Origin of the sequence: Luteimonas sp. 100069 (genome assembly GCF_003813845.1) — a bacterium.
Classification (GTDB): Bacteria; Pseudomonadota; Gammaproteobacteria; order Xanthomonadales; family Xanthomonadaceae; genus Luteimonas; species Luteimonas chenhongjianii.
In genome coordinates this window covers 447,900-461,713 of record NZ_RPFN01000001.1, presented here as the reverse complement: position 1 = coordinate 461,713, position 13,814 = coordinate 447,900, and the positions used below count along the sequence as shown (strand labels likewise).

Genomic DNA, 13,814 nt, shown 5'->3' with positions numbered 1-13,814 from the left:
CATCCGGGCGCGCCCGATCTAGGGTCCGCCCCATAGCCGGCACCCACGCCCGCGCGCGGATCAGGCCGTCGCTGCGCTGATCGCGAGCACATCATCGAGCAGCGCAGCGGCCGTGACCTCGGCCCCGGCCCCCGGCCCCTGGATCACCAGGGGCTGTGCGCTGTAGCGATCGCTGTGGATCGCGACCCGGTTGTCGGTGCCGCTGCCCGCGCACAGCGGATGCGCCGCCGGTAACGCACGCAGTCCGACGGACGCGCCCTGCGCATCGAAGCGACCGACGACGCATAGCCGCGCGCCCGCTGCAGCCGCCGCGACGCGCCTTGCCTCGAGATCCGCGTCGAGCAGATGCAGACAGGCATCGACCGCATCACCGGCAGCGCGGGCAAGCGCTTCGGGCACCAGTGACTCGACCACGACCTCGTGCGCCGGCAAGGCGATTCCCGCAGCGCGCGCCAGGATCAGCAGCTTGCGGCGCACGTCCTCGCCGGACAGGTCCACGCGTGGGTCGGGTTCGGTATAGCCCGAGGCGCGGGCCTGCCGGACCAGCGCCGAGAACGGCCGGCTGCCATCGTGGTGCGCGCACAACCACGCCAACGAACCCGAAAGCACGCCTTCGATGGCGTGGATACGGTCTCCGCCGGCGATCAGCGAACGCAGGCTGCGCAGCAATGGCAGGCCGGCGCCCACCGTGGCGCTGTCGCCGTAGCGGCCGCCGGACGCGCGGGCGTCGTCGATGGCCAGTGCGCGCCCGAGATCGCCACCGGTGCCAAGCTTATTGGCGGTGACCACATGCACACCGCGCGCCAGCCATTCGGGATGCCAGTCGGCAACGGTCTCGCTCGCGGTCGCATCGACGATGATGTCGCCGGGCTTGGGACTCTCGCCCTCCGCCCACGGCGGGAAACCCGCGTGCCGGCGCGCAGCGGCGCGGGCCTGGGCGAGTGCGCCCTGCAGGTCGCCACCACCGGCGATCTGGGTTCTCGAATTGCACAGCCAGGCGATGTCGGGCAACGCAGCGCCTTGGGCGACGAGGCGGCTGTAGCGGGCAACGAACGCCGAACCCACGGTGCCGGTGCCGAGCAGGGCCAGGTGCCCCGGGCGCGGGTGTGGGCCGCGTTCCCGCCACAACGGCACGACCGTACTCATGCTTCAGCGCCCGCGCGGCCGGGACGCGGGGCCGAGTCCAGCACCGCAGTGGCGCGCGCCAGCCCGCTCTCCAGGTCGGCCAGCAGATCGTCCAGCGCCTCGATGCCAACTGACAACCGCAACAGGCCATCGGAGATTCCGGCAGCGCTGCGGGCGTCCGGCGCCATCGCCGCATGGGTCATCGTGGCCGGATGCGCGATCAGGCTTTCCACCCCGCCGAGCGATTCGGCCAGGGTGAACCGTCCCACCCCCTCGACGAAGGCGCGTACCACGTCGGCCTGCGCCACGCCGGGCGCTTCGGCCAGTTCGAACGACAGCATCGCGCCAAAGCCCGATTGCTGGCGCGCGGCGATCGTGTGGCCCGGATGATCGTCCAGCCCGGGGTAATGCACCCTTGCGACGGCTGGATGCGCGTCCAGCAGGGCGACCACGCCGGCAGTGTTCTCCTGGTGCACACGCAGCCGGGCATCGAGCGTGCGCAGGCCGCGCAGGGTCAGGAAGCTGTCGAAGGGAGAGCCGGTGATGCCGAGTGCATTCGCCCACCAAGCCAGCTGCGCGTGCAGGTCGGCATCGCGCGCGATGACCGCGCCGCCGACCACATCGCTATGGCCGTTGATGTACTTGGTGGTCGAATGCAGGACGACATCGGCGCCGAACTCGATCGGGCGCTGCAGGGCCGGCGACAGGAAGGTGTTGTCGACTGCCACCAGGGCGCCGGCGCGGTGCGCTGCCTCGATGACGAAGCGCAGGTCGGTGATGCGCAGCAGCGGGTTGGACGGCGTCTCGATGAGCACCAGCTTCGGCCGCGTCGCGAGCGCGTCGGCGAGGGCGCGCGGATCGGTCAGATCCGCGGTGACCAGTTTGAAATGGCCCTTGCGCGCGAGGGCATCGAACAGGCGCCAGCTGCCGCCGTAGGCATCGTGTGGCACGACCAGGCGATCGCCGGGCTCCAGCAGCGCGTTGAGCACGAGGGTGATCGCGGCCATGCCCGTCGCGGTGACCACCCCACCCGCGCCACCCTCGAGCTCGCTCAATGCGTCGCCGAGCAGATCGCGCGTGGGATTGCCGCTGCGGGTGTAGTCGTACTGCCGCTTCTCGCCGAAGCCGGCAAAGCTGAAGTTGCTCGACAGCACGATCGGCGGCGTCACCGCCCCGAAGGCCGGATCGCGATCGATGCCGGCGCGCACGGCACGGGTGGCGGGATGGCAGGGGGCGCCGGTCGGAACGTGGAAGCTCATGCGGATTCTCCAGGCAGTGGGGCGCGCAGCGCGGCCGCGAGCAGGTTGTCGATGCGATCGGTTTCCTTGAGAAAGGCGTCGTGGCCGAAGCTCGAGCGGAGTACCCGCAGGCGTCCGTTGCCGCCCAGACCTTCGAGCAAGGTCACCGCCTCGGACAGCGGCACCAAGCGGTCGCCCTCGACCGCGATCACCGTGGTCGGCACGTGGACCTGGCGCGGATCGACGCGATGCAGATCGATCGATTCCGACAGGCGCAGCCAGGCATTGACCGGGGTGCGCGCAGCGAATCTGCCGCCGGCGACATCGAGATAGTCCTCCGCCGCCACGCGGACGCGGCCGTTGACGAGCTGCGGCGCGGCGTCGAAACGCTCGGCGAATTCTTCCGGGGTGCGATAGCTCAGCATCGCGAACTGGCGCGCCAGCGCCAGTCCCTGTGCGTCGGCGCATTGCAGCTGGCCCAGCGCCACGGCCTGCCGCTGCAGCGCGCGCCACGCCGCTGCATAGGGATGGGCGCGGTGCGCGCCGCTGACCGCGACCAGCCGCTGCAGCCGTGCCGCATGTCGCACCGCCAGCTGCAGTCCGACCAGCGCGCCATAGGAATAGCCGACGAAGGCATGCAGGCGTGCGATGCCGAGCGCGTCGAGCAGCGCCACGATCGCGTCCGCCTGATCCGCGGTGTCGATCGGCGCGTCGAGTTCGCCATCGGCACCGACGAAGTCGAAGGCCAGCAATCGCAGCTGCGCCGGATCGAGCGTGCGGCCCGGCGCGACCAGGCCCTCCAGCCACCCGGCATCACCATCGGCGGCGTTCGCGGCCAGATGCCGGTTCGCCGAAATGCCGCCGGCAACGAAAACGACGGGCGCCGACGCCGGACCCTGCAGTTCGTAGCGCAGGATCAGGCGCCGGCTGCCCGCATGCCGCATCGGCAAACGCACATCCGCACTGCCGCGAAAGGCCGCGGGCAGTGCGGCGCAGGTGGAGCCAACGCCGAGCGGCCCGGCAGTCTCGTACGTGGGGTCGGTGCGGTGATGGGGGGTATCGACGAGGCTCATGACGCGGCTTCTTCCGGATGGACGGGGCCATCGCGTCGCGCGGAGATCGCCGGAAGCCGCCAATGGGCGGAATGCAATACCGGCATGCGGCCGGCACGGCATCACCATCTTCCGGTGGACACGCAGGTCCCCGCAGGACTTGGCACCGCGATGGACGCCGCGCGATGCGCGGATCCCATCAGGTTGCCCCGGCCTCAAAGGGCCTGTCCCTCAGCCGGTCTCGATGGATGGACGCAGGTTGCCTGCGCCCACGACACAAGTCAATCGCTTCATGCGGATGCAGAGATGGATACTTGCAGCCGCAAGTATCGGGCGGCTCAGAGGGACGCGCCGGCATACTCGGCGGATGCCTCACGCCCGCCACTTCGCAGCCAACTCGCTGACCGCCTGTTCCACCACGCTCGCCAGGCGCCCGCGTGTCCCGCACCGGTGTCTGGCCGGCAACTGCGGCGGGCGGACCGCTGATGCCCTTCGAGGCCGGGCGCTTCTCCGCGCGCTCCGCTGCCTTGCCGGGTCCCCAGGTCACTTGGCGTACGACCGCGGGGCGTTTTCCGTAAGGCGCGCTGTGCCCAGTCGATGACGGCACTTCGACCTATGCCTGCGACCTGCGCCACGTTGCCGCGAGCCCGCGCCTCCATCCCGACCGCCGGCGCCGAGCCCGCCTCCTCGAGGCATCGCTTGGGCATCGCCTGCGTTCTGCTGGCGATCTGCTTGCCGACGCTCGGCCACGCGCAGACGCCAGCGTGGCGCGAGTGGTCGGGCATGCGCACCGCTTCTTCGCCCGCTGCGCCGCCGCCCGCCCCGCAGCGCAGCGCGGGTTTGGCGCCGGTGGGCCTCGAGTTGCGCCCCCACGCCGGCGGCGTCGAGGCCATCGCGGTCAACCGCCTCGCAGGGCCGGTCGAAGTGATGCTGGTTGCCGACGGCGTTCCGCCATCCGCCCACCCGGAACTGCCCGCGCGCGCGATCGTTCCGGGCGGCGGCCGCGTGATCGTTGCCAGTCTGAAGGCCGGCACCGGCGGGGCGCGGCTGCGGCTGCCCGCAGTGCCCGGCCTGCCGACCGCGCGGCCGCGCGATGTCACGTATGTCTATCCGCTGCGCGATGCGCCCGTGCATGTCGGCCAGGGGTATGGCGGCGGTTTCAGCCACGCCGATTCCGAGAACCTGCATGCGGTCGACTTCGCCGTGGCACCTGGCACGCCGGTGCTGGCCGCGCGCGACGGCCTGGTGATGCAGGTCGAATCCGATGCGACCGCGCGCCTGGATCCCCGACTGGGCCATGACCTCGACGACGACCGCGCGCGCGGCAATTTCATCCGCATCCTCCACGACGACGGCACGATGGCGCTTTACGCCCACCTGCAGGCCGGCGGCGTGCTCGTCGGAGCGGGCACGCGGGTGCGTCGCGGCACGGTCATCGGCTTTTCGGGCAATACCGGCCTGAGCGCCGCGCCGCATCTGCACTTCGTGGTACAGGCCAACCGCGGGATGCGCCTGGAATCGCTGCCGTTCCGGATGACGGGACCTGACGGCCCGCTGCGTTTTGCCCGGGTCGGCGTGGACGCCGAGCCCGCCGCGCCCTGAGCCGAGCGCCTGCGGGCGTATAATCGTCGGCTCCCGGATTCCCGATCGCGCGCCCAGCGTGCGCTGCCCGCATGCCTGACGTCGCCACCGAAAGTTCCCGCCGCCGCACGTTCGCGATCATCTCGCACCCCGACGCCGGCAAGACCACGCTGACCGAAAAGCTGCTGCTGTTCGGCGGCGCAATCCAGATGGCCGGCTCGGTGAAGGGCCGCAAGGCCGCCCGCCATGCGACCTCCGACTGGATGGCGCTGGAGAAGGAGCGCGGCATCTCCGTGACCAGCTCGGTGATGCAGTTCCCCTACGAAGGCCGCATCGTCAACCTGCTCGATACGCCGGGCCACGCCGACTTCGGCGAGGACACCTACCGGGTGCTGACCGCGGTCGACAGCGCCTTGATGGTCATCGACGTGGCCAAGGGCGTCGAGGAACGCACGATCAAGCTGATGGAGGTCTGCCGGCTGCGGGACACGCCGATCATGACCTTCATCAACAAGCTCGACCGCGAGGGCAAGGACCCGATCGACCTGCTCGACGAGGTCGAAACCGTGCTCGGCATCCAGTGCGCGCCGGTGACCTGGCCGATCGGCATGGGCCAGCGCCTCAAGGGCGTGGTGCACCTGATCACCGGCGAAGTGCACCTGTACGAGCAGGGTCGCAACTTCACCCGCCAGGACTCGACGATCTTCCCGTCGATCGATGCGCCCGGACTCGCCGAGAAGATCGGCGACAAGATGCTCGCCGACCTGCGCGACGAACTCGAGCTGGTGCAGGGCGCCAGCCACGCCTTCGATCTGGAGGCCTACCGCGACGGACGCCAGACACCGGTCTTCTTCGGCTCGGGCGTCAACAACTTCGGCGTGCAGCCGTTGCTGGATTTCTTCGTCGAACATGCACCGCCGCCGCAACCGCGCCAGACCACCACGCGTGAAGTGGCGCCGCAGGAAGACAAGCTCACCGGCTTCGTGTTCAAGATCCAGGCGAACATGGACCCGATGCACCGCGACCGCGTGGCCTTCATGCGCGTGTGCTCGGGACGGTTCGAGGCCGGCATGAAGGCCTTCCATCCGCGTACTGGCAAGCCGCTCAAGCTGGCCAATGCCCTGACCTTCATGGCCAGCGACCGCGAGATCGCCGCCGAGGCGTATCCGGGCGATGTGATCGGCATTCACAACCACGGCACGATCTCGATCGGCGATACCTTCACCGAAGGCGAGAACATTGCCTTCACCGGCATTCCGAACTTCGCTCCGGAGCTGTTCCGCCGCGCGCGGCTGCGCGACCCGCTCAAGCTCAAGCAACTGCAGAAGGGTCTGGCGCAGCTTTCGGAGGAAGGCGCCACGCAGTTCTTCAAGCCGCTGATGAGCAACGACCTGATTCTCGGCGCAGTCGGCGTGCTGCAGTTCGATGTCGTCGCCTATCGGCTCAAGGACGAGTATGGCGTGGACGCGAGCTTCGAGCCGGTACAGGTCAGCACCGCGCGCTGGATCCGCTGCAGCGACGACCGCAAGCTCGAGGAGTTCCGCGACAAGCATGCGATGAACCTCGCGATCGATGCCGCCGGCCAGCTGGTCTATCTGGCGCCGACGCGGGTCAACCTGCAGCTGGCGCAGGAACGTGCCCCGGGCGTCGAGTTCCTGGCCACGCGCGAGCACGCGCACGCGGTTTCGGCAGACTGACCTCACGCCTGGGCCTACACCGGCGCAAGGCATAATCGGGGGAGTGGTCCCTCCCCCATCGGACGTCATGAACGAATCCACCCTGTCGCTTCGCCGCCGCCGCGAAGAACTCGCCAGCGCGCTGACCCACGGCCTCGGCGCCACCGCCGCGCTGGCGGGTGGCGCGGTACTGATCACCCTGGCCGCGCTCTACGGCAACGCCTGGCAGCTGGGCGCATCGATCGTGTTCGGCGTGTCGTTGCTGCTGCTGTATCTGGCGTCCACGCTGTACCACGCAGTCGAGCACCCCGTGGTCAAGGGCCGGCTCAAGGTCTTCGACCACTGCGCGATCTATCTGCTGATCGCAGGCACCTACACGCCATTCACCCTGATCGGCCTGCGCGGCACGCTCGGCTGGTGGCTGTTCGGCATCATCTGGACCCTGGCAATCGCCGGCGTCGTGTTCAAGCTGTTCTATACCGGGCGCTTCCGCGGCCTGTCGACGGCGATCTACGTCGCGATGGGCTGGCTGGTGGTCGTCGCGATCGTTCCGGTCGCCGCCGCCCTGGACACCTGGACGCTGAGCTGGCTCATCGCCGGCGGCGTGTTCTATACGCTGGGGACCTACTTCTACATGCGCGAATCGATTCCCTATGCGCATGCCATCTGGCACCTGTTCTGCATCGGCGGCAGCGTCTGCCACTACGTCGCGGTGCTCGCCCAGGTCGTGCCGGCGCGTTGACGCGGGGCGAAGGGGCTGCCCCGCTATCATGGCCACGTTGCCCCGACGGAGGTTCGCCATGCATCCGCTCCGCCCAATCGCCATTGTCGCCATTGCCGCCTGCGGACTGGCAGCCTGCTCGCCCGACGCGCCGTCGCCTCCGGAATCGCAGCCGCCAACCCCTGTTGCCGAGCCGTTACCCGAAACGGTGACAGCGCGTTACGACTGCCCCACCGTCGGTATCGTCGAGATCATCCGCGAGGGCCGCTTCGCCCGGGTGCGGATGATCGACGGACGCATCGTCAATCTCGGCGTGATCCAGGGCAGTCAACCGCCGGTATGGTCCGAGGTCGGCCTGCGCTTCATGACCGACCAGGCCGGCGCCGAGCTGTCCCAGGAAGGCGGTCGTACCGTCCGCTGCACGGCCGGCGAGCTGCCCCCGGGTGATCCGCCGGGCTGAGTCGAGCGTGAGCGCGTTCACCCGCAGTAGACCGGTCCGCGTCGACTGTGGATGCCCGCACAGGACCACCACATGACGTCGACGCCCCCCCAGAAAGTCTCCCCGCGCCGCCGATTCGGGCAGCTGACCGCATCGCGTCCCCTGCGCATCAGCGCGCTGGTCGTTTTCGTCGCGATCGTGCTGCTGGTCGTGATGTGGGACTGGAACTGGTTCAAGGGACCGGTCGAGCGGCTGGTCGAAGCCCGTACCGGGCGCGCGCTCGTGATCGGCGGGGATCTGGACGTGGACCTCGGCCGCACCACCACGGTGCGCGCCGATTCGCTGCGCTTCGCGAACGCGGACTGGTCCGAATCGGAGACGATGGCCTCGGCCGACCGGGCGGAGATCCGGATCGAGACCTTCCCGCTGCTGTTCAAGCGCGAAGTGCGCGTGCCCGAGATCCGCCTGGTGAAGCCGATCCTGCTGCTTGAGACAAATCCAGAGGGCGGCGCCGCCAACTGGGACATCGACTTCGGGGACGACAAGGAAGGCGGCACGCCGGCCCAGGTGCGCGGCCTGTGGGTCGACGCGGGCCATCTGCGCTACCTCGACGTGCCCGGACGCACCGACCTGGACGTGCGCCTGAGCAGCCGCGAATCGGCCGAGGCGGGACGCGCACCGGCGATCACCATCGAAGGCGGCGGTAACTGGACAGGCAACGAGTTCACGCTCGAAGGTGTTGTCGAGTCGCTGCTTGCGCTGCAGGACACCGACAAGCCGTATCGCATCGATCTGCGGGCACGTGCCGGCGCCACGCGCGCGCATGTCCGCGGCAGCCTCGTGGCACCGCTGCAGTTGCAGGATTTCGATGTCCAGTTCGCCCTGTCGGGCCGCAACCTCGCGCATCTCTATCCGTTGATCGGCATCGCGATGCCGGACACCCCGCCCTACGCACTGGATGGCCGACTCACCCGCGACGTCGACACGTGGCACTACGACGGCTTCACCGGCAAGGTCGGCCAGAGCGATCTGGGCGGTTCGGCGGCGGTGACGCTGGGCCGCGAGCGTCCGTTCCTCAAGGCCGACCTGGTCTCCAAGCGGCTTGATTTCGACGACCTGGCCGGTTTTGTCGGCGGCGCACCGGACCACGAGGACGGCGACGCGCTCGACCCCGAGCTGGTCGAGCGCGAGCGTCGGCTCGCCGCAAGCGGGCGCGTGATTCCCGATACGCCCTACGACCTGGGCAAGCTGCGCTCCATGGATGCGGACGTGCGACTGCGCGCGCAGCGCATCAATGCACCGGACCTGCCGCTCAACGACATGGACGCGCACCTGCTGCTCGAAGCGGGCCTGGCGCGACTGGACCCCCTCAACTTCGGCGTCGCCGGCGGCGATATCCGCTCGACGATCCGCCTCGACGCCCGCAAGGACACGATCCAGACCCGACTGCAGGCGACCGTGCGGCGGATCGACCTCGGCGGCCTGTTCAAACCCGACACGCTCGCCGGCGACGCCGTCGGGCGCATCGGCGGCGCGTTCAACCTCGTCGGCACCGGCAATTCGGTGGCAGCCATGCTCGGCAGCGCCGATGGCGATGTCGCGGTGGGCATGGGCGCCGGGCGGGTCAGCAACCTGCTGGTGGAGTTGGCCGGCATCGACATCTATGAAGCGCTCAAATACCTGATCGGCAAGGACCAGCAGATCCCCGTGCGGTGCGCGTTCGCCGATTTCGGCGTGCAGGACGGGGTCATGGAAACCCGCGCCCTGGCGTTCGATACCACCGATACCATCATCATCGGCGAAGGCACGATCGACCTCGGCGAGGAGCGGCTCGACCTGCTACTGCGCCCCCGTCCGAAGGACCGCAGCTTCCTCGCACTGCGCACGCCCCTCACGATCGGCGGAAGCTTCTCGCAGCCGAGCTTCCGCCCCGACTTCGCCCGCCTCGGGCTGCGCGGCGCATTGGCCCTGGCGCTCGGTTCCATTGCGCCGCCGGCCGCCCTGCTGGCCACGCTCGAACTTGGCGGCGGCGAGGACAGCGACTGCGGCGGTTCTTACGCGAAGTAAGGATCAGTCGGCGCCCGACATCGGGCCCGCCCCCGGTCCGGGCGCGGGATGTCGTGCGCTGACCAGATAGAGAGGCCGCTGTTTGGATTCCTCGTAAAGGCGCCCGAGGTATTCGCCGATCACACCCAGCGCCACCAGCTGCACGCCGCCCAGGAACAGGATCACCGCCATCATCGTCGGCCAGCCCGCCACGCGATCGCCGTACATCAGCGCCTTGCCGATCACGTAGAGCGCGAAGGCGAAGGCGCCGCACGCGGTGAATACCCCGACGTAGGTCGCCAGCCGCAGCGGCGCCGTCGAAAAACTGGTCACACCGTCGATGGCGAAATTCCACAGGCGCCAGAAGCCGAACTTGGTGCGCCCGGCGATACGCCGTTCCCGCGCATACGGCACCGCGACGCGGTTGAAGCCGATCCAGCCGAACAATCCCTTCATGAAGCGATGGCGTTCGCGCAGCTGCCGCAGCGCGGCCAGGGCGCGCTCGGAGAGCAGCCGGTAGTCACCCGTATCGGCAGGCACCGGCGTCTTGGCCAGGCGCTGGATCACGCGATAGAACACGTGGGCAGTGGAGCGCTTGAGCCAGCTTTCGCCTTCCCGGCTCAGGCGCGTGCCATGCACATCGTCATAGCCCTCGCGCCAGCGCGCGACGAACTGCGGGATCAGCTCCGGCGGATCCTGGCCGTCGGCATCGAGAATCATCGCCGCGCCGGAGGCGACCTGGTCGAGGCCCGCCGTCAGCGCGATCTCCTTGCCGAAATTGCGCGACAGCCGCAGCAGCGCCACGCGCGCATCAGCGGCCGCGATGCCCTGCAGCACCTGCCAGGTCGCATCGCCACTGCCATCGTCGACGTAGAGAACGCGCGGCACGATGCCGTCGGCGGCCAGCACATCCATCACCGCTGCAATCCGTGGGTGCAGGACCGGCAATGCACGCGCCTCGTCGAATGCCGCCACGACGATCGTCAGGTGCACATGAGCGATTTCGGCCGTCATTCGAGCAACTCCAGATAGGCTTCGCCGCCGATCTGGCGCGCATTGCGCTGGATCCATTGCGCCCTGCGCTGGACGTAAGGCCCGGGATGCGATGCGCTGTAGCGACGCGGGCTCGGGAGCACGGCAGCCAGCCGCGCGCTTTCGCCGGCACTCAGTTGCGCTGCGTCCTTGCCGAAATTCCGGCGCGCCGCAGCCTGCGCGCCGTAAATGCCGTCGCCGAACTCGGCGATGTTGACGTAAACCTCGAGGATGCGTGTCTTGGGCCACAACGCCTCGATCAATACCGTGTACCAGGCCTCGATTCCCTTGCGAATCCAGCTGCGCCCGCTCCAGAGGAACAGGTTCTTGGCCGTCTGCTGGCTGATCGTGCTCGCGCCGCGCGTGCGTCCGCCCCGTGCGTTGTGCGCGCGTGCCTGTTCGATCGCCTCCAGATCGAATCCCCGATGGGAGGCGAAGTTCTGGTCCTCGGCCGCGATCACCGAGATCGGCAGCGAAGGCGCGATGCGATCGAGGTCGCGCCACTCGTACTGCAGCCGGAAGTCGCGCTCTCCCCCTGTCCACGCCTGGACCTGGCGGATGGCCATGAACGTCGACAGCGGCGGGTCCACGAAGCGCAGCACCACAACCTGCAGCACCGACACCGCCACCGCCAGTACCATCAGCCACGCCAGCCGACGTCCCCATCGGCGTGCGAACAAGGGGCGTGCTTGCGGGGCGACGATGCCGTCCCCATTTCGGTTGGCTTGATCTTCCATGCGGCCACTCTATCGGTCGTCCCCGATACCGCCAATCGAATTTCCCAGTGAGCCCTATGACCGACCCCGCCTTGCACGACAGCGATCGCCTGTCCCGATTCCTGCTGCAGACCGCCGGTGTGCGCGGTGTCCGCGTGCATCTGCGCGACGCATGGCGCGCAGTGCGTGCGAACGGGCCGTATCCGCCCGCGATCGAGGAGCTGCTCGGCGAGGCCTGCGTCGCATCGGCGCTGTTTACAGGCCATGCCAAGGTGGACGGCCGGCTGTCGGTGCAGCTGCGTGCGTCCGGCCCGCTGCGGACCTTGTTCGCCGAATGCACCGCATCGGGCACGATCCGCGGTATTGCGCGCTACGAGGGTGACGGCACTGGCGTCTCGCGCGACCTGCGCGCGCTCGGCGATGACGCCCTGCTGGCGATCACGATCGAGAACCCCTCGCCCCACGGCGAGCCCAACCGTTACCAGGGCCTGGTTGGCCTGACTTCCGAGTCGCTGTCGGGCGCGTTCGAGGACTATTTCCGCCAGTCCGAGCAACTTCCTACCCGGGTCCTGCTTGCCGTTGATGGCGATGAAGCCGCCGGATTGATGCTCCAGAAGCTTCCGGGCGACACGGGCGACGACGACGGCTGGAATCGGATCAGCCTCCTCTTTGACACGCTCTCCACCGAAGAACTGCTCGGATGGCCTACCGATGTCCTGCTGGCCCGGCTCTTCCCTGAGGATGCGCCGCAGTTGCTCGGCGAACGCCCGCTCGTGTTCGGATGCTCATGCTCGCGGGCACGGGTGGAGGGCATGCTGGCATCGCTGGGGGCCGAGGAGGCGCGCGCTGCGGTGGTGGACGGCGAGGCGCGGGTGACCTGCGAGTTCTGTGGTCGCGTTTACGTCTTCACCGCCAGTGAGGTCGAACACCTGCTTGACCGACCGGTCGCCGACGTGGAGCCGCCGGGCCTGCTGCAGTAGGCAGCGTAGTTGCTGACGAGATTGTTAAAGAAACATAAATGTTCTAGAGTCCAAAACGAACGAATGGGGAACTTCCCGGCTTACCCCCGGTCACACGGCTCATGCGATTGCCTGTCTCACGCCTCTGTCTCGCCTTTGGTCTCGCGTTCACCGCGGCCTCGGGTGCGGCTGCCCAGGACAATCGCAACCAGACGGTTCTCCCCGTTCTGGACAGCTCGGGCAAGGTCGAAGCATTTCTCGTGCTTGAGCCCACCAGCGCTAACCAGTCCAGCCGGCGCTGGCGCATGGGCGAGAACCAGTTCGATGCGGCCTTCGGCCTCCAGGCCGGCAGCTCGCTCGCCCTGCTGTGCAGTCCCGGCAGCAGCTTTACCGGCGCGGTCAGCAATCTCGCCCGCAATTGCCAGCTTGCTTCCGTCGCCGACACGCAGGGCCGCCGTGCCACTGCGACCGCGAGCATGAGCCGCCCCGGCGGCGCCGTCGGCATGACGCTGGGCGAGGGCCGGGAGGCACTTCCGAGCTGGCTGAGCCCCTCTCGGGCCGGGTCGGCCGGCAATGTCGAATTGCATGATCTGACCGTCTTCGCGAAGAAGGATGTCGGTGACGATGCTTACGTTTCGCTGGCGGGCACGCTTGCCAAGGCCACGCTGATCCCCACCGCGGCCGCCCCCGCCACCCTGAGCGATCAGTGGACAAGCCGCAGTCTCAGTGTCGGCGGCGGCATCGGACGGTTCAGCGCGAATATCGTCGGCCAAGTGGTCGATACCCCGGGCCTGCCGAAATGGGAAGGCGTGGGCCTCGGCGTGAGCTGGCGGACGCCGTGGAGCGGACAGCTCACCGTGGGCGCCGACAATGTGATCACGCGTGGCAAGAATCCCTTCTCGAAGATGACCGAGAACGCGGATGACGAAGGCGCGGTGCCGTATATCCGGTATCAGCAGGATCTCTGAGCCCGCAAGCACTTCCGAAAAAGCCGCGGACCCCGCGGCTTTTTTTTTGCGCCTCGGCCGGACGTCCGAGGGTGGGTTAGCGGCTACCGCAGGCCGCTACTGGACAAGCCATGGAGGGGCCGGAGGATCCGGCAGAGACTGAATAGGGTTTGGTCCATAAACGCGCTTAACGCCGCTTTAATTTCTCTCATCCCCTCGCTAGTATCGGGCGGCACTTTGCTGAATCTGGCAAGTCAACTTGCCGTGACGGTTCAAGTGACA

Annotated in this window: 12 protein-coding genes and 1 riboswitch; of the genes, 7 read left to right on the top strand and 5 right to left on the bottom strand. The window is 68.5% G+C overall.

Features of this window, described 5'->3' with window-relative positions; translation table 11 throughout:
* Window positions 1-60: 60 nt before the first annotated feature.
* The 3 genes from EGK76_RS01995 to EGK76_RS01985 are packed head-to-tail and all read right to left on the bottom strand — an operon-like array spanning window position 61 to window position 3,436.
* Complete coding sequence (locus EGK76_RS01995) at window positions 61-1,146, bottom strand: homoserine dehydrogenase (protein ID WP_123831473.1); 1,086 nt, start codon at window positions 1,144-1,146, stop codon at window positions 61-63.
* Entirely contained in the window at window positions 1,143-2,384 is a 1,242-nt protein-coding gene (locus tag EGK76_RS01990) for an O-succinylhomoserine (thiol)-lyase (RefSeq protein WP_123831471.1), read from the bottom strand. Before EGK76_RS01990 ends, EGK76_RS01995 begins: the two co-directional genes overlap by 4 nt.
* Complete coding sequence (locus EGK76_RS01985; RefSeq protein WP_123831469.1) at window positions 2,381-3,436, bottom strand: homoserine O-succinyltransferase; 1,056 nt, start codon at window positions 3,434-3,436, stop codon at window positions 2,381-2,383. Before EGK76_RS01985 ends, EGK76_RS01990 begins: the two co-directional genes overlap by 4 nt.
* 101 nt (window positions 3,437-3,537) lie before the next feature.
* Window positions 3,538-3,666: riboswitch (SAM riboswitch) on the bottom strand.
* A gap of 448 nt (window positions 3,667-4,114) precedes the next feature.
* On the opposite strand from EGK76_RS01985, the gene EGK76_RS01980 reads away from it, so the two are divergent.
* From EGK76_RS01980 to EGK76_RS01960, 5 genes are all read left to right on the top strand, one after another.
* Window positions 4,115-5,017, top strand: coding sequence for a M23 family metallopeptidase (locus EGK76_RS01980; protein ID WP_158613429.1), 903 nt, complete (start codon window positions 4,115-4,117; stop codon window positions 5,015-5,017).
* Window positions 5,018-5,088: 71 nt separating this feature from the next.
* Window positions 5,089-6,693: a peptide chain release factor 3 gene (locus tag EGK76_RS01975; protein WP_096299596.1), complete on the top strand. Its 1,605-nt coding sequence runs from the start codon at window positions 5,089-5,091 to the stop codon at window positions 6,691-6,693.
* Between the two features lie 67 nt (window positions 6,694-6,760).
* Window positions 6,761-7,414 (top strand): hemolysin III family protein, encoded by a 654-nt coding sequence (locus tag EGK76_RS01970; protein ID WP_096299598.1) that lies wholly within the window; start codon window positions 6,761-6,763, stop codon window positions 7,412-7,414.
* Window positions 7,415-7,472: 58 nt separating this feature from the next.
* Window positions 7,473-7,853 carry a hypothetical protein gene (locus tag EGK76_RS01965; RefSeq protein ID WP_123831464.1) on the top strand — a complete coding sequence of 127 codons (381 nt, stop codon included), beginning with the start codon at window positions 7,473-7,475 and terminating at the stop codon, window positions 7,851-7,853.
* 72 nt (window positions 7,854-7,925) lie between these two features.
* Window positions 7,926-9,899: an AsmA family protein gene (locus tag EGK76_RS01960; RefSeq protein WP_123831463.1), complete on the top strand. Its 1,974-nt coding sequence runs from the start codon at window positions 7,926-7,928 to the stop codon at window positions 9,897-9,899.
* Window positions 9,900-9,902: 3 nt separating this feature from the next.
* Here the strand turns inward: EGK76_RS01960 and EGK76_RS01955 are convergent, their stop codons facing one another.
* Both EGK76_RS01955 and mtgA read right to left on the bottom strand, forming a co-directional pair.
* Window positions 9,903-10,892, bottom strand: coding sequence for a glycosyltransferase family 2 protein (locus tag EGK76_RS01955; protein ID WP_233580131.1), 990 nt, complete (start codon window positions 10,890-10,892; stop codon window positions 9,903-9,905).
* A complete protein-coding gene (mtgA, locus tag EGK76_RS01950) occupies window positions 10,889-11,647 on the bottom strand; it encodes a monofunctional biosynthetic peptidoglycan transglycosylase (protein ID WP_123831459.1) in 759 nt (252 codons plus the stop codon). Before mtgA ends, EGK76_RS01955 begins: the two co-directional genes overlap by 4 nt.
* 71 nt (window positions 11,648-11,718) lie before the next feature.
* Here mtgA and EGK76_RS01945 point away from each other — a divergent pair, with 71 nt between their 5' ends.
* Window positions 11,719-12,606, top strand: coding sequence for an Hsp33 family molecular chaperone HslO (locus EGK76_RS01945; RefSeq protein ID WP_199730865.1), 888 nt, complete (start codon window positions 11,719-11,721; stop codon window positions 12,604-12,606).
* Window positions 12,607-12,707: 101 nt separating this feature from the next.
* Window positions 12,708-13,553 carry a hypothetical protein gene (locus EGK76_RS01940; protein WP_123831455.1) on the top strand — a complete coding sequence of 282 codons (846 nt, stop codon included), beginning with the start codon at window positions 12,708-12,710 and terminating at the stop codon, window positions 13,551-13,553.
* Window positions 13,554-13,814 lie beyond the last annotated feature (261 nt).